General features: G+C 64.7%; 3 protein-coding genes. All 3 read right to left on the reverse strand.

Annotated elements, in window-relative coordinates:
• Nucleotides 1–21 precede the first annotated feature (21 nt).
• The 3 genes from MRBLPB4O_RS21225 to MRBLPB4O_RS21235 all read right to left on the reverse strand — a co-directional run bounded on the left by MRBLPB4O_RS21225 (nt 22) and on the right by MRBLPB4O_RS21235 (nt 17,997).
• The gene (locus MRBLPB4O_RS21225) at nt 22–3,375 is read right to left on the reverse strand and encodes an amino acid adenylation domain-containing protein (protein WP_341796514.1); all 3,354 of its coding nucleotides are present in this window, start codon (nt 3,373–3,375) and stop codon (nt 22–24) included.
• A gap of 296 nt (nt 3,376–3,671) precedes the next feature.
• On the reverse strand, nt 3,672–11,528 hold the full coding sequence (locus MRBLPB4O_RS21230; protein ID WP_341796515.1) for an amino acid adenylation domain-containing protein: 7,857 nt from the start codon (nt 11,526–11,528) through the stop codon (nt 3,672–3,674).
• A 1-nt stretch (nt 11,529) separates the two neighbouring features.
• On the reverse strand, nt 11,530–17,997 hold the full coding sequence (locus tag MRBLPB4O_RS21235; protein WP_341796516.1) for an amino acid adenylation domain-containing protein: 6,468 nt from the start codon (nt 17,995–17,997) through the stop codon (nt 11,530–11,532).
• Between the last annotated feature and the right edge of the window lie 245 nt (nt 17,998–18,242).

The raw sequence follows: 18,242 nt of genomic DNA on the forward strand, positions 1-18,242 counted from the left end.
TTTCGGTTATCTGTTTGCATCTCAAACTGCCTCAAGCTCGCTCATGAAGTCCTGGAGGTCATCCAGGTCAGCATCGGTATTGGTATTCAGGCCACTGATCATGGCTGCGTAGGTCTGCAGATCTGCGGCCTGGAACAACAGGCCGAGCGGCAGATTGACGCCCAGCTCCATCTGCAGGCGCGCCATCACCTGGGTGGCCAGCAACGAGTGCCCACCCAGTTCAAAGAAGTTGTCGTTCAGGCCAACCCTTTCCAGCTTCAGCACATCGGCCCAGATCGCCGCGATCTGCTGCTCGAGCGCGCTCTGTGGGGCCACGTATTCGCCCTGCAGCAGGCCGGCATCCGGCTGTGGCAGCGCCTTGCGGTCCAGCTTGCCGTTGCCGGTCAGCGGCAGCTCGGCCAGGAACAGCACGTAGGCCGGCACCATGTAGTCCGGCAGGCTGGCCTTGAGCCCTTCACGCAGCGTTTCGCGCAAGGCCACTTGCGCTTCAGGGTTGCCGACCACCGCACTGTCGGCGGGCACCACGTAGGCCACCAGTTGCTTGCCGCTCGGGCCATCCTGAGCCAGCACCACGCACTGCCGCACGTCGTCTTGCTCATGCAAGCGCGCCTCGATCTCGCCCAGCTCGATACGGAAGCCACGAATCTTCACCTGGTGGTCGATACGCCCCAGGTACTCGATCACACCATCACCCGCGTAACGGGCCAGGTCTCCCGAGCGATAAAGCCGCCCGCCCTGCCCGTCGAACGGGTTCGGCACGAAACGCTCGGCGGTCAGCGCCGGGCGGCCATGGTAGCCGCGAGCCAGGCCGTCCTGGCCAATCATCAGCTCACCGTGGCTGCCCGGTACGATCGGGTTCAGCGCGCCGTCCAGCAGGTACCAGCTGAGGTCGGGAATCACCTCGCCAATCGGGCTGCTGCCGACCTTCTTCAGGTCATCCAGGCCAATCGGTCGATAGGTCACATGCACCGTGGTCTCGGTGATGCCATACATGTTGATCAACCGTGGCAGGCCATCGCCGAACACCTCGAACCACGGCTTGAGGCTGCTCACATCCAGCGCCTCACCCCCAAACACCACATAGCGCAGGGCCAGTTTCCGGCCAGCCTGCGCGGCTTCGCAGGCAACCGGGATCAGTTGCTGGAACGCCGAAGGGGTCTGGTTCAATACCGTGACTTGCTCGTCTACCAGCAAGGCATGGAAGTCCTGCGAGGAGCGCGCCACATCCTTCGGCACGATGATCGCCTTGCCGCCATACAGCAGGGCGCCATACAACTCCCATACCGAGAAGTCGAAGGCGTAGGAATGGAACACCGTCCACACGTCGCTGGCATCGAAGCCGAACCAGCCTTGTGTGGCCGCGAACAGGCGCACCACGTTATGGTGCGCCAGCAACGCGCCCTTGGGCTTGCCGGTGGAGCCGGAGGTGTAGATCACGTAGGCCAGGTTCTGCGGCGACACCGACACATCCGGGTTGGCGTCGCTGTAGCCGGCCAGGGCCTGCTCGTCCAGCGCCAGGCACTGGATACCCGCTGGCGCAGGCAAGGCAGCGCGCAAATGGGTTTGGGTCAGCAACAGGGCAATGCCGCTGTCTTCGAACAGATAGGCCAGGCGATCCTGCGGGGATTCAGGGTCCAACGGCACGTAAGCACCGCCTGCCTTGAGGATGCCCAGCAGGCCGACCACCATCTCCAGGCTACGCTCCACGGCCAGCCCCACCAGCACGTCCGGGCCCACGCCCGACTCACGCAGGCGATGCGCCAGGCGGTTGGCCCGGCGGTTCAGTTCGCCGTAGCTGAGTGTCTGGCCGCCACAGCTCAGGGCGATGGCATCCGGAGAGCGCTGGACCTGCGCTTCGATCAGCTGGTGCAGTGTGCGCTCGCCGGGGAAGCTTGTATGGGTGCGATTCCAGTCATGAATGACCTGCATTCGCTCATGCTCAGCCATCATCGGCAAGTCGACCACTCGCTGCCCGGGATCACGCACGATTCCCTGCAACAGGTTCAACCAATGCCGGGCCATGCCCTCGATGGTTGTGGCATCGAACAGATCCGTCGCATAAGTCAATGCCGCGCCAATACCCTGCTCGTGCTCGAACGTATCAAGGGTCAGATCGAACTTGGCCGTATGACTGTCCCAGGCCAGCTCTTCCATCTCCAGCCCATGCAAGCTGTAGCGCTCGCCCTTTGCCTTGGCCTGGTGGTTGTACATCACCTGGAACAGCGGGCTGTGGCCCAGGTTGCGCTCGACTTGCAAGGCTTCGACCAGCTGCTCGAACGGCAGGTCCTGATGGGCCTGGGCATCCAGTGCGCACTGCTTTACCTGCTGCAACAACTGGCTGAAGGTCATCGTCAGATCGAATTCGGCGCGCAACACCTGGGTGTTGACGAAAAAGCCGATCAGGCGCTCGGTCTCGACCCGGTTGCGGTTGGCGACCGGCACGCCTACACGGATGTCGGGCTGCCCGCTGTAGCGGTGCAGCAGTGCCTGGAAGCTGGCCAGCAACAACATGAACGGTGTCACGCCCTGCTGCTGGGCCAGTTGTTTAAGCGCCGCAGCCAAGCCGTTATCCAGCGCAACCGTGACACGCGCTCCCTGATAGCTGCTGACGGCAGGGCGCGGGCGGTCAACAGGCAGTTCCAGCACAGGCTGCTCATCACCCAACTGGGCAGTCCAGTAAGCCAGTTGCTTCTCTTGTTCGCCGGCCTCCATCCAGTTGCGCTGCCAGGTGGCGTAATCGGCGTACTGCACCGGCAGTGCCGGCAGTTCCAGCGCCTGGCCCTGGCTGTGGCCGTGGTAGAGCTGCACCAGCTCGTTGACCATCACCGGCATCGACCAGCCGTCGGAGACAATGTGGTGCAGGGTCAACACCAGCACATGCTCGTCCGCCGCCAGACGCAGCAGGTGCACACGCAGCAGCGGGCCCTGCTGCAGGTCGAAAGGCAAGTGCGCTTCGGCCTCGACACGCTGACGCAGATGGTTGTCGTCAGCCTGCTCCAGCACTTCAATAGCCAGTTCGAAAGGAATGCGAGGGTGGATTACCTGAACCGCCCGATCCCCCTCCAGCTGGAAAGTGGTACGCAGCGTTTCATGGCGTTCGATCAAGGTCTCGAAACTGCGCTGCAGGGCCTGGATGTCCAGATGGCCTTTGAAACGCAAGACGGACGAAAGGTTGTACGCGCTGCTGACCTCGCCCAGCTGCGACAGAATCCACAGGCGTTGCTGGGCATAGGAAAGCAACGCCGGTTCTTCAGGGGGCCTCGGGAGGATTGGCGTAACACCGTACAGGTTCACGCCTTGTTTCTTGAGCAAGGCTGCCAACGCCTTACGTTTTTGGGTGGACAACGATACGACTGTATCGAGCAGCTCTTGCACAGGGAATCTCCTAAGAAATCAGCTCATCAATTTCCTCCGTAGTTAGACGGTTGAGTGGTGGCATGGATTTAGCCGGAAATTCGTGGCAGGTATCGCGCGGCATCTGTACGCATGAGACTGGAGGCTGCTCCAGGCCTGCAGGAGTGTCCACTGTAGGAGCGGGCTTGTCCCGCGAAGGGGGCCACGCAGTGCATGGCACCGGCTTCGCCGGTGTTCGCGGGACAAGCCCGCTCCCACAGTGATGGCGCCAGCTTGCAGAGCTTATGCAAGACCATTGCTGCCACAAGGCAGAAGGCTCAGGAAATCAGTTCATCGAGTTCTTCCATGCTCAGGCTATCCAGCAGCGCCAGGGACCTGGCCAGCTGGTCCTGGGTGGTATCGACAATTGGCGCCTTGCCCTCGAGCCGGCGGCTGAAGTCGGCCAGCACCGGGAACTCGAAGAGTTCTTTCAGTTCGGCCGCTACACCCGCTTGCTCCTGGATGCGCACAATTACCGAGGTGGCTAACAAGGAGTGCCCACCCAGCTCAAAGAAGTTGTCGTTCAGCCCGACCTTTTCCAGCTTCAGCACATCCGCCCAGATCGCCGCGATCTGCTGTTCCAGCTCGCTCTGCGGTGCGATGTACTCGCCTTGTAACTGGCTGGCATCCGGCTGCGGCAGGGCCTTGCGGTCGAGCTTGCCGTTCGGCGTTACTGGCAGCTTGTCGAGCAGCAACAAGTGAGCCGGCACCATGTAATCCGGCAAACCGGCCTTGAGCGCTTCGCGCAGGCTGTCGCGCAGCGCGCTTTCATCTTGCGTGTTGTCGACAGGCACCACATAGCCCACCAGCTGCTTGCCGCTCGGCCCGTCCTGCGCCAGCACCACCGCTTCCTGCACGCTTGGCAGTTCAAGCAGGCGCGCTTCGATCTCGCCCAGTTCAATACGCAGGCCGCGGATTTTCACCTGGTGGTCGATACGCCCGGCATAGTCGATCACGCCATCGCCGCGGTAGCGCGCCAGGTCGCCGGTGCGGTACAAGCGCCCGCCGTTAGCACTGAACGGGTCCGGCACGAAGCGTTCGGCGGTCAGCGATGGGCGCTGGTGGTAGCCGCGAGCCAGGCCGACCCCGCCCAGGTACAGCTCGCCCGCACTGCCACGCACGGCCGGTTGCAGGCTGCCTTCGAGGATATGCGTCTTGAGGTTGTCGATCGGCTGGCCAATCGGCACGCTGATGCTTTCGTCCGGCTGGCAGGTCCAGTGGGTCACATCGATGGCCGCTTCGGTCGGACCGTACAGGTTGTACAGGCCCGCAGCCGGCAGCCGTTGCAGGGTTTGACGCGCCAGCTCGGCCGGCAGCGCTTCACCGCTGCACACCACGCGCTTGAGGGTGGTGCAGCTTTCGACCGCTTCGTGGGTCATGAACGCCTGCAGCATCGACGGTACGAAGTGCAGGGTGCTGATGCCATGGTGGTTGATGGTGTCGACCAGCAGTTGCGGGTCGCGGTGCGCCCCTGGCTGGGCCACCACCAAGCGCGCGCCGGTCATCAACGGCCAGAAGAATTCCCACACCGACACGTCGAAGCTGAACGGGGTTTTCTGCAGCACGCTGTCGCTGGCGTCCAGGCCGTAGGCCTTCTGCATCCACCACAGGCGGTTGACCAGGGCCTGGTGACTGTTGCCGGCACCTTTCGGGCGGCCGGTGGAGCCGGAGGTGTAGATCACGTAGGCGAGGTTCAGCGGCGCCACATCGACGGCCGGGTTGGCATCGCTGAAGCCGCTGAGGTCTTCGACATCCAGGTCCAGGCTGCGCAGGCCGGCCGGAATCGGCAGGTTGTCACGCAGATGCGACTGGGTCAGCAGCAAGGCGATACCGCTGTCTTCAAACATGTAGGCCAGGCGGTCCTGTGGGTACTCCGGGTCCAGCGGCACGTAGGCGCCGCCTGCCTTCACAATCCCCAGCAAGCCAATGACCATCTCCAGGCTGCGCTCCATGGCGATGCCCACCAGCGCATCCGGGCCAACGCCCAGTTCGCGCAGCTTGTGCGCCAGTTGGTTGGCGCGGCGGTTGAGCTCAGCGTAGCTCAGAGCCTGCTCGCCAAACACCAGTGCCGGAGCGTCCGGGGTGGCAAATACCTGAGCTTCGATCAACGAATGAATGCTGCGCTCGTTCGGATAGGCCGCTTGGGTGTGGTTCCAGCCTTCGATCATCAGTTGCCGTTCTGCCTGGGCCAGCATTGGCAATTCACCAACCAGTGCATCAGTGTTTTCAGTTAGCGCCTCAAGCAGGTTGCTGAAGTAGCCCGCCAAACGGTCAATGGTGTCGTCGCTCCACAACGTACGGTCATGGCTGTACTGCACCGACAGGGTCGCGCCCAGTTCCACCACCAGGGTCAGCGGGTAGTTGGTCTGCTCTTGCACGGCCACCTCGCCAAAGCGCAGGCCACCGGGCGCGCCTTGTTGCAGCGCCTCGGACACCGGGTAGTTCTCGAACACCAGGATGCTGTCGAACAGCGCGTCACCGCCCTGCCCCGCCCAGCGCTGCACGTCGTACAGCGGGGTGTGCTCGAATTCGCGCCCAGCCAGGTTGCCAGCCTGCACCTGGCCGATCCACTCGGCTACAGTCTGCTCGGCACGCGGTGCACCGATGACCGGCAGGGTATTGATGAACAGGCCAATCTGCTCTTCCACCCCCGGCAGGTCTGCCGGGCGGCCGGCGACCGTGGCGCCGAAGCACACGCTGGCCTGGCCGGTGCAACGCTGCAACAGCAGCAGCCAGGCCGATTGCACCAAGGTGTTGACCGTGACCCGGTTGGCCCGGGCGAAGGCTTCGATGCGTGCGGTCTGCTCGCGGTCGAAGGCCAGGCGACGGTCGCCGTAGCCGCTGCCGCCAGCACCTGCGCTGCCGGCGATGGCCTGAGCCAAACGGGTCGGCTCATCGAGGGAAGCCAGCTGGGCCTTCCAGAAGGCTTCTGCCACGGCGGCATCCTGGCCTTGCAGCCAGGCTATGTAGTCACGGTAATGAGTGGCCTGCGCTTGTGGCACCACCCCGGCATAGCGTTGCAGCACTTCACCCAGCAAGCGCGAGGTGCTCCAGCCGTCCATGAGGATATGGTGGTTGGTGTAGATCAGCTGGTGGCTGTCATCGCCCGTGCGTACCAGTACCAGGCGCAGCAATGGCGCTGCGGCCAGGTCAAAGCCGCGCTGGCGCTCGCCTTCGGCCAACGCCTGCAAGGCCTGCTCCAGCGCCGGTTGGCCGCGCCAGTCGTGCTCGCTGAATGGCAGCTCGACCGTCTTGCGTACCACCTGCACCGCCTGGTCCAGCTCGCCCTGCATGAGGAAGCCGGTACGCAGGATGTCGTGGGCATCGAAAGTGGCCTGCCAGGCCTGCTTGAAGCGCTGCACATCCAGCCCGTGCACGTCCACGCGCAGCTGGTTGATGTAGTTGCCGGCCTGCTGGTCGTACAGGGTGTGGAACAGCATGCCCTGCTGCATGGGCGACAGCGGGTACACATCGGCGATCTGCCCGGCGGCCAGCGGCAGGCTGTCCAGTTGCGCCTGGGTCAGCGCGGCCAGCGGGAAATCAGATGGCGTCACACCTTGGTGTTGGGTATTGCAGCAATGCTCGACCAGTTCTGTCAGGGCCTGCCCGTAGGCTTGGGCCAAGCGCTCGATGGTGGCCGGATGGTGAACGTCGGCGCTATAGGTCCACTCCAGGAACAGTTCGCCGCCGTATACCTGGCCTGTGATGCTCAGCCAGTTACCCAGCTGCGCACCGGCACATTGGGTGCGACCTGCCGCTTCACCGCTTGGGGTGAACAGTGCGCTGCCTTCGCTATCAAAGCTGGCGTCGAACTGGCCCAGGTAATTGAAGGTGACACGGGGCTGGGCGGCGCTCGCCAGTTGCTCACGCACCTCGGGGGCGCCAAGGTAGCGCAGCAGGCCATAGCCGATGCCTTTGTCCGGTACTGCGCGCAACTGCTCCTTCACCCGTTTGATCGATTGGCCAAGGTCATGGCCAGGGGCAAGGCGCATCGGGAACAGGCTGGTGAACCAGCCCACGGTGCGGCTGAGGTCGAGGTCGTCGAACAGGTCTTCGCGACCGTGCCCTTCCAGCTGCACCAGTACGTTGTCCTGGGCACTCCACTGGCACAGCGTGCGCGCCAGTGCAGTCAGCAGCAGGTCGTTGATCTGCGTGCGGTAGGCGGCAGGGGCCTGCTTCAGCAGCTTGGCGGTACGCTCGGCGTCCAGTCGCGTGGCGGCGGTGCGGGCATGGGTGTTGTCCAGGCTGCCCTGTGGGTTGTCCCGCGGAAGTTCGGCGTTGTCGCCGGCCAGCACCTGCTGCCAGTAGCCTTGCTGTGCGTGCAAGGCCGGGCTACTGGCGTGAGCGGCAAGGCGCTCCGCCCAGGTATTCACCGGGCTGGTCTTGGCGGGCAGGCTCAAGGCCTGGCCGTTCAGCAATTGCTGATAGGCCTCCTGCAGGTCTTCCAGGAGGACGCGCCACGACACACCGTCCACCACCAGGTGATGAACCACCAGCAGCAGGCGCTGCTGGCCATCGGCGAAGTCGAACAGTTCGGCACGCAGCAACGGCCCGTGCTCCAGGTTCAGGCTGGCCTGCACGTCATTGCCGGCAGCGTCCATGTCGTCCAGCGAGGCCAACGTGTGCTGGCGTAGCAGCGGCGCAGTGTCCAGGGGCTGGAAGCGTGCTTGCCACTGGTCGCTACCTTGGGTAAAGCGCAGGCGCAGGGCATCGTGGTGTTTAACCACCGCGCGCAGGGCTGCTTCCAGTTGCGACACCTGTACCGGGTCGGCCGGTTCGAGCAATACGGACTGGTTCCAGTGCGCAGGCTGGGCAATAGCCATCTCGAAGAAGCGCACCTGGGCGGGCAGCAATACCGCCTCGCCACTGATACCGGGGTCCACGGGTGCCGATGCGGTGGCAGGTTGCTTGGCCTCGATGCGCTTGGCCACCTGGGCCAGTTGGGCGATGGTCTGTTGCTCGAACAGTTGCTTGGGGGTGATCTTGATACCCTGGCGCTTGGCGCGGGCGATGATCTGCAGGCTGAGGATGGAATCGCCGCCCAGCTCGAAGAAGTTGTCGCTGCTACCCACCTGCTCCAGCTTCAGTACATCGGCCCACACGGCGGCCAGTTTCTCTTCTATCTCCCCTTCTGGCGCCACATAACCACGGCTCACTGCGCCAGGCGCTGGCAACGCTCGCTTGTCCAGTTTGCCGTTGACGGTCAGCGGCAGGCGCTCCAGCAACAGCATCTGTGCCGGCACCATATAGTCCGGCAGGCGTGCTTGCAGTTGCGCCTGCAACTGCTGCACGGTCACACCACCTTCGGCCACGGCGTAGGCCACCAGTTGCAAGCGCTCGGCGTCGCCCTCCAGCGGCAACGCCAGCACCACCGCATCGTTGACGCCCGGCAGGCCAGCCAACATTCGGCCAACTTCACCCGGCTCCACGCGGTAACCGCGGATTTTAACTTGGTCATCGGCACGGCCAATGAACTCGACCAGGCCATCGGCCGTCAGCCGTGCACGGTCACCCGTGCGATACAGGCGCAAACCGTTCTCGGCCGGCACGAAGCGCTCGGCGGTCAGCGCGGGCTGGCCCAGGTAGCCCTGGGCCACGCCCTGCCCGCCCAGGTACAGCTCACCGGGCACCTGTGCCGCCAGTGGGTTGAGGTAGCCATCCAACACCTGGGCGCAGGCATTGCCCAGCGGGCGACCGACCGGCACCGTACGGCAGCCTGGCACAGGCGGGCCGGGTTCAAAGGTAAGCACACCGACCGTGGTTTCGGTCGGGCCGTAGTGGTTGATTACCCGGCAGCCTGGGCGCAGTTCGCGGACCTTTTCCAGCAAGCTCCAGCTGCATGCCTCGCCCCCCAGGATCAGCGCTTCGGCGGGCAGTACATCAGCACCGCGGGCTGCTTGCAGCAAACCTTGCAAGTGGCTCGGAACAAGCTTCAACACGCCAACCTGATGCTGCGTCATGTAGCTGGCGAAGCCATCCGGGTCGAATGCCAGCTCTTGTGGCAACAGATGCAGCAAGCGGCCGGAAGCCAGAGCGCCGAACAGCACGGTATGGCCCAGGTCGGCTGCGGGAGTGGACACCATTGCCATGCTGGCCGAGCCCGGCAGTTGCAGGCGCTCCAGCACGGCCTGGGTGTAGCTGGCCAGCGCGCCGTGGCTGACCACCACGCCTTTCGGCTGGCCGGTCGAACCGGAGGTGTAGATCAGGTAAGCCGGCTGCTCAGGCGCGATGGCCACCTCGACCGGGCTGTCGCTGCAGGTTGCCCAGGCGGTGTGCTCGCAGGCAATCACCTGTACACCTTGCAGGTCGGTGAAACGGTCATCACCGGGTTCGTGCAACAGCACTGAAGCACCACTGTCAGCAATCAGTTGTTGCAGGCGCTCCTGCGGTTGCTGGCCGTCCAGCGGCAGGTAAGCCGCACCGCTCTTGAGCACCGCGAGCAAGGCGCTGACCCACTCGATGGAACGCGGCAAGCACAAGGCTACGATGCTGCCAGCACCCACACCGCGCTGGCGCAGGAAGCTGGCCAGGCGATTGGACGCTGCCTCCAGCCCGGCCTGGGTCATGAACCGCTCACCGGCTCGCACGCCGCCGTGGGCCTGGCCTTGGGCTATGGCCTGGCGCCACAACGCAAGAATGTCACCCTGCGGATAAGACTGCACAGCAGCCGGCAGCGCAGCCACAAGCTCTGGGCAGTCGACGATTACCTGCTGCGGGTCGCGGGTCAGCGCACCCAGCACATGGCGCAATGAGCCAGCCATACGCTCGATGGTGGCCTGCTCGAACAGGTCAGTTGCGTAGGTGAAGTAGCCTTCAATGCCTTCGGCCTTGTCGGAAAAATCGAACGCCAGGTCAAAGCGCGCGTCGCCACCGTCACGGGCAAAACCCTCCACCTCCAGCGTACCCAGCCGCTTGCGTTCGGTGTCGCTGGCGGCCACGTGCTGGTTGATCTTGAACTGGAACAGCGGGTTGTGGGCCAGGTTGCGCTCCGGCAGCAAGGCATCCACCAGGTGCTCGAACGGCAGTTCCTGGTGCGACTGTGCGCCGCCGATCACGTCCTTGACCTGCTCCAGCAGCGCGGCAAAGGTGGCGCGCTCGTCCACCTGCACGCGCAGCACCTGGGTGTTGATGAAGAAGCCGATCAGGCCTTCCAGCTCCTTGCGGTTGCGCCCGGCGTTCGGCGCGCCGATGCGGATATCGGCCTGGCCGCTGTAACGCGACAGCACCACCGCCATGGCCGCCAGCACCAGCACGAACAACGTATGGCCACCCTTGCGCGCCTGGTTGCGCAGGGCTTCGGCCTGTTCGCCGGCAATGTCCACGCGCACCACCGCGCCGCGCTGGCTTGGCGTGGCCGGGCGCTCGAAGTCCAGTGGCAGGCTAAGCACCGGCTGCTCATCGCCCAGCTGTGTCTGCCAATATTCCAGCTGTCGCTGTGCTTCGCCGGCTTCCAGCCAGGCACGCTGCCAGATGGCGTAGTCGGCGTACTGGATCGGCAAGGCCGGCAACTGCGCCTGACGGCCTTCGGCCAGGGCGGTATACAGCTGGATGAACTCCTGCACCAGTACATCGCTCGACCAACCGTCAGAGATGATGTGGTGCATACTCAGCGCCAACACATGCTCCTCTTGCGCCACGCGCAGCAGGGTCACCCGCAGCAGCGGCCCTGTCAGCAGATCGAACGGCTGCTTGAGGGCTGCGTCCACGGCCACGCTCAACGAGGCTTCATCGGGCGGGCCGTCGAGCATCACCCGCTCCAGCGATAGCTGGCAGTGATCGAGAATTTCCTGATGGAACGCCCCCTCATCAGAGGCAAAGCGTGTGCGCAGTGACTCGTGACGCTGCACCAGCGCATCCAGTGCCTGTTGCAGCACCGCCTGGTCCAGCGCACCTTTCAGGCGCACCGCCATCGGCACGTTGTAGGCCGGGCTGGCAGGCTCCAACTGCCAGAGGAACAGCAGGCGCTGCTGGGCATACGACAGCGGGATGCGCGCCAGGCCCTGGCGTGCGGGCACGATGGGCAGCAGGCGGAAGCTCTGGCCGCTGGCCTGCATCTTTTCCAGGATCTGCTGGCGCTGCTCCACGGGGAGGCCGACGAAACGTTGGGCGATACGTTGTGCTGCAGTGAGTTCCATATCAGGCCTCTGTGAATGCGTTCATCATTTGTTCGATATCGCTCAGGCCGTCGTCGGAAAGCGATAGACCTTGCTCGTCCAGTGCCTGGGCGAACGCGCGCAGTTCGGGGTGGCTGAAGATCAGCCGCAGGGGCACGTCGAGCCCCAGCTCCACGTTGATCCGTGACACCGCCTGAGCGGCCAGCAGGGAGTGGCCGCCGAGCTCGAAGAAGTTGTCGTTCAGGCCCACCCGGGCAACGTTCAACAACTGCGCCCAGAGCGTGGCCAGCTGCTGTTGCCGCTCGGTCTGTGGCGCCTCGTAGTCATGCTGCGGCTGGCTTGGGTCGGGCAGCGGCAGCGCCTTGCGGTCGAGCTTGCCGCTGGGGGTCAGGGGCATGCTTGGCAGGGTCACCAGATAAGACGGGATCATGTAGTCCGGCAGGCTGCCCTTGAGGTACTGCTTCAGCGCCAGGCGCAAGTCACCGCTGTGGCCTTCAACTGGCACGGCATAGGCACACAGTTGTTTGCCAGTGGGCAGGTCGATAGCCAGCACGGTGGCCTCGCGCACGTCCGGGTGCGCCCGCAGGGACTGCTCGATTTCGCCTAGCTCGATGCGAAAACCTCGTACTTTCACCTGATGGTCGACCCGGCCGCGATAGGCCAGCTGGCCGTTCTCGTCGTAGTAGCCGAGGTCGCCAGTGCGGTACAGGCGGCCACCGCCAACAGGGTCGAACGGGTCGGGGATGAAGCGCTCGGCAGTGAGCGATGGCCGCTGGTGGTAACCGCGTGCAAGGCAGCCTGCACTGCCGATGAACAGCTCACCGGGCACACTCACCGGGGTTGGCGCCAGGCCATCGTCCAGCGCATGCAGGCTGCGGCCTGGCAAGGCTCGGCCGATAGGCACCCCCCCCAGGCTGATCTGCTGCTCGGTCATCACAGAGCAGTCATAGGTGGTGGCGACCACGGTGGCCTCCGTCGGGCCATAGGTGTTCAGCAGGCGCACGGCTGGCGGCCCATCGGCCAGCCAGGCGCGCAGGGCGTCTTCCGGCACTGCCTCGCCACCCACGTGAATCTGCTTCAGTCGGCCATAGGCTTCGGGGCCGCGACGCTCCAGCGCCAACAGGCGCCAGTAGGCGGCAGGCAGGTCGGCCACGGTTACGCCGTGGCGGTTGATTTCATCCAGCAAGGTGGCTGTATCCCACAGCCGCAGGTCGCGCAGCACCACGCAGGCGCCGCAGGCCAGCGGCGGGAAGAACTGCTCGATGAAGCCATCGAAGCTGAAAGTGGCGAACTGCAACACACGGTCGTGCGGGCTCAACCGCGAATAGTCGCCGGCCACCTGGCAGAACACCGACAAGGCATGGTGGTCGATGGCCACGCCCTTGGGCATACCGGTGGAACCGGAGGTGTAGATGACGTATGCCAGGTTTTGTGGCGTAACCAGGTTCGGTAGCCGCTCGGCTGGCCAGGCTTGCAACCACTCGCTGCCAGGCTCCAGCACCACGCAAGGCAGCTGCTTGGCCAGCTGCAGGCGCTCACGCGAGGCGGCATCGGCCAGCAGCAAGCCGATTTTGCTGTCCTCGACCATGTAGGCCAGTCGATCCTGCGGGTAGTCTGGGTCCAGCGGCACATACGCGCCTCCGGCCTTGTGAATGGCGATCAGCGCCAAGGCCATGCCCAAGCCACGCTCGACGGCAACGCCGACCAGGCAGTCCGGGCCTACGCCCAGTGCCCGCAGGCGATACGCCAGCTGGTTGCTGCTACGGTCCAGCTCGGCATAGGTCATCTGCTGGTCGTCGAAAATCAGCGCCAAGGCGTCTGGCCGCTCACGTGCCTGACGCTCCAGCAACTGGTGCGCGCACAGGCCGCTGCTGGCTGCTGGCGTCGGGTTCCAGCCATGGGTCAGTTGCTGGCGCTCGGTGCTGCCAAGGAAGTCCAGCTCGGCAACGCAACGCTGCGGTTCGGCGCAGATGGCCTCCAGCAGCGCCTGCCAGTGCCCGGCCATGCGCTCGATACGGGCTGCGTCGAACAGGTCGGTCGAGTAGTTGAACGAAGCCGTCACACCATCGGAGCGCTCCAGCGTGTTCAGCGAAATGTCGTACTGCGCGCCCGGCTCCAGCAGGTCCACTTCCTTGACGCTCAGGCCGTGCAGGGCATCGCTGGACACCTGCTCGCCCAAGTCGCGCAGGTGGTTGTACAGCACCTGGAAGAACGGGTTCACGCCCTGGTCCCGGTCGGGGTACAGCGCCTCGGCCACCTCCAGGAACGGCACATCCTTGTTGGCCTGGGCCTGCAAGGTGGTTTCCTTGATCGCAGCCAGCAGCTGCGGGAACGGTTGGCTGCCATCCACGCCAATACGGGCCACCACCACATTGATGAAGAAGCCGATCAGCCCTTCCAGCTCCAGGCGGTTGCGGTTGGTGACCGGTACGCCGATGTTCAGCGTACCCTTGCGGCTGTAGCGCGACAGCACGATGGCGTAAGCCGCCAGGAACACATGGAACAGCGTGGCGTTGGATGCCACCGCCAGTGCCCGCAGGCGCTCGGTCAGGGCCAGCGGCAGGCGCACGTCAAAGCGGCTGCCCTGGTAGCTTTTGACCTGCGGCCGAATGCGATCGGCGGGGAGTTCCAGCACTTCGAAGTCATCTTCAAGGCGGGCCTTCCAATAGTCGATCTGCGCCTGCATCTGCCCTTCGGCAAGCCATTTGCGCTGCCAGGCGGCGAAGTCGGCGTACTGCACCGGTAGCGGCTCGATGGCATGTGTCTGGCCGGTGGCCGCTGCGTTATAGGCAGCAGCGAACTCGCGCACCAGCAGGCTCATCGACCAGCCATCGGAAACGATGTGGTGCAGGGTCAGCGACAACAGGTGCTCCTGCGCATGCACCTTGAACAGGCGGGCACGCAGCAGCGGGCCGCGCTCCAGGTCGAACGGCACGAAGGCTTCGGCTTCCAGCTTGCGCATCTGCGCCGCGTGGTCCTGGCCGCTGAGGTCTTCAAAACCGATGGGCACCGGGGCGGCCGGCAGAATACGCTGCCAAGGCAAGCCTTCGGCCTCGACGAACACCGTGCGCAGCGACTCGTGGCGGGCGACCAAGGCGTCCAGCGCAGCCTGTACCGCCGCACGGTCAAGACTGCCCTGCATGCGCACGGCCATTGGCGTGTTGTAGGCCAGGCTTTCGGGGTTCAGCTTCCAGAACAGCCACTGGCGGTTCTGCGAACGGGACACTGGCAGCCGCTGCTGGCGGTCAAGTATTTCGATCTCCAGGCCTGCACCCTGCTCGCCTTCGGCCACTGCCTGGGCAAAGGCCTGCAAATCGACGGTGTCGAACAGGGTGCGCAGCGCAAGATCCACGCCCAGTTGCTTGCGCACCCGTGATACGGCCTGGGTGGCCAGCAGCGAGTGGCCGCCGAGGGCGAAGAAGTTATCCGTCAGGCCTACCTGCGGTACCTGCAGGACTTCGGCCCAGATTTGTGCCAGCTGCACTTGCAGCGGGGTTTGCGCCGCCTGGTACGCCACCTGGGTAGCGACCGGCTCTGGCAATGCCTTCAGGTCGACCTTGCCGTTGACGGTGACCGGCATGTGCTCCAGCACCATCACATAGGCAGGCACCATGTGCTCGGGCAACAGGCCTTTGAGGGTGGCGCGGATGGTGTCCTGCCAGGCCATGCTGTCGGCCGGCACCTGTGTGGGCACCAGCCATGCGGCCAGTTGCAGTTGCGGGGCCTGGCCATGAACGCGAACCACCGCGTTGGCGACACCGTCCAGCGTACGCAGCTGGTTTTCGATTTCGGCCAGCTCCACGCGGTAGCCACGGATTTTCACCTGGCCATCCATACGCCCGACAAATTGCAGGTCGCTGCCTTGGCGTACCCAGTCACCGCTGCGGTACAGGCGCTGACCGTGGCTGCCGCCTGGGTCGGGGACAAAGCGCTCGGCAGTGAGCGCCGGGCGGTTCAGGTAACCACGGGCCAAACCGGTGCCGCCGATGTACAGCTCGCCCTTGGCCTTGGTTGGCAGCGGCTGCAGGCAGCGGTCGAGTACCACAACCCGGGTATTGCCCAATGGCTTGCCGAGGCTGGCGTGCTCGTCAAGTTCGGCGACCAGCACGCCGACAGTGGTCTCGGTCGGGCCGTAGTGGTTGAACACCTTCAGTGCCGGATCCAGTTGGCGGATCTTGCCCAGCAGGCCCGGGCTGACGGCCTCGCCACCGAGCACCAGGCACTGCGCAGGCAATGCCGAACGGCCGGCCACCAGCATCGCCTCCAGGTGAGACGGCACGATTTTAAGCGCATCTACCTGATGCTCGGCCAGGTAGGCGGCGAAGCCTTCGGCATCCAGCACCTGCTGGCGTGACAGCATGTGCAGGGTGTGGCCACCGCACAGTGCGCCGAACAGCATGGTGTGGCCCAGGTCGGCAGCCGGCGTCGAGACCTGGGCCATGCTGCGGATGCGTTCGACCGGCAGGCGCGCGGCGATGCCATCCACGTAGTTGGCCAGAGCGCCGTGACTGATCGCCACGCCCTTGGGTTGCCCGGTGGTGCCAGAGGTGTAGATCACATAGGCCAGGTTGGCCGGCTCGGGCGCCAGGCGAACGGCACGGACGTTACCCGTCTGCACCCAGTCGATGCGCTGCACGCCATCGGCAAGTTCGGCCTGCCAGCTACCGGGGGCCAGCACCAAGCGCGTGCCGCTGTCGGCCAGCATGTAGTGCAGGCGTTCGGGCGGCTGTTCAGGCTCAAGTGGCAGGTATGCGCCACCGGCCTTGAGCACGCCAAGGATGCTGGCAAGCATGCCAACGCTGCGGTCGGCCAACACGCCGACCAGCGTGTCCGGCCCTACCCCGGCCTGGTTCAAGCGGCCGGCAATAGCTTCGGCACGGGCATCGAGCTCGGCAAAACTGGCTTGCTCGCCCGCGGCCATTACCGCCGTACGTTCGGGGTGACTGCTGGCGGCAGCGGCAAAGCGTTGGAGCACCGGCAAGGTTGCCTCGACCGGCTTCGGCTCACTGTGGGCAACGGCCAGGCCCGGCAATGCCAGCTCACCTACAGCACCACCGGTTTCATCAGCCAGCGCTTGCACCAAGGCCAGCCACTGTATGCCCAAGGCTTCGACGGTAGTGGTGTCGAACACATCCGTTGCGTAGGTAAAAGCCGCGTGCAACTGCCCGGCGCGTTCGTGGGTGTCCAGCGCCAGGTCGAAGCGGGCGGTGTGCTTTTCCAGCGCGATCGGCGCCAGGGTCAGGCCCGAACGGGTTTCGATGGCCTGCACATCAGCCACTTGGGCCTGGTGGTTGAACAGTACGTGGAACAACGGGCTCTCGGTGCTGCGCGGCAGCTCCAGGGCCTCGACCAACTGCTCGAACGGCAGGTCCTGGTGGCTTTGCGCGCCCAAAGCGGTCTCGCGCACGCGCTGCAGCAGCCCAGTGATGTCCAGCAGCGGGTCGATCTCGGTGTGCAGCACTTGGGTATTGATGAAGCAGCCGATCAGGCCCTGGCCTTCGGCACGGTTGCGGTTGGCGATGGGGACGCCGACGCGGATCGTTGCCTGGCCACTGTAGCGCTGTAATAGCAGCTTGAAGGCAGCCAGCAGGATCATGAACAGGGTGACGTTGTGCTTGCGCGCCACACCGCGCAAGCGCTCGGCGACGTCTGTGGCGATGGGGAACTCGTGGCGTGCGCCCCGGTAGCTGGGCCGGCCCTGGCGTGTGCGGTCCAATGGCAGTTCCAGCGGTGAATGGTCATCACCCAGACGGGCTTGCCAGTAAGCCAGCTGGCGCTCCTGTTCTCCGGCTTCCAGCCAGCTGCGCTGCCACAGGGCATAGTCGCGATACTGGATTGGCAGCGGCTCAAGGGTGGCGTCGGTACCCGCCACGGCGGCGTCGTACAGGCGCAGGAACTCGTCGATCAGCACGTTCATCGACCAACCGTCGGCGACGATATGGTGCAGGGTCAGTAGCAACACGTGATCTTGCGGGTCCAGTTGCAGCAGGCGCACACGCAGCAGCGGGCCGCTGGCCAGGTCAAACGGGGTCAGCGCCTCGGCTTCGGCGATGGACTCGACAGCGGCCTGGCGGGCACTTTCATCCAGTTCGGCCAGGGCATCCTGGCGCAGCTGCAACGGGGCAGCGACCGCATCGACCTGCTGGCGTACGTCATCGCCATCGGCGACGAACCGGGTACGCAGGGTTTCGTGACGGGCGATCAGGGCGTCGAAGGCGTGCTGCAGGGCAGCCAGGTCCAGCGTGCCATGCAAGCGCACAGCCATGGGCAGGTTGTACGCCGCGCCCTGCGGGTCGAGCTGCCAGAGGAACCACATGCGCCGCTGGGCGTACGATAGCTGGTCGCGCTCAGCTACTTCCACACCGGGCGCGATCGGCAGCACGGAAAAGTCCATGCCCTCGCCCTGCAGCGCCTTGAGGAACAGGCGGCGCTTGTCGGGGCTGAGTTCGATGAAGCGGCGGGCGAGCTTGAGCGTTTGATCAGCATTCATGTCGAGCGGTGTCCTGGCAGTCGAGCGGTAACTGTCAGACGAAGGCATGGGGGGCTGATTTAGGGGGGCAGCGGAGAACGGGCTTGCCGAGACTCTAAAAGTTGACGCAATCACTGTGGGAGCGGCTTCAGCCGCGAACACCGGCAAAGCCGGTGCCATTCTCCGCGCTGGATTCTTCGCGGGTGAACCCGCTCCCACAGGTCCTGCATCGTTCCTGAGGACAGTGATAACACTGCAGGAACACG

This window comes from Pseudomonas sp. LPB4.O (assembly GCF_038383825.1).
GTDB lineage: Bacteria > Pseudomonadota > Gammaproteobacteria > Pseudomonadales > Pseudomonadaceae > Aquipseudomonas > Aquipseudomonas putida.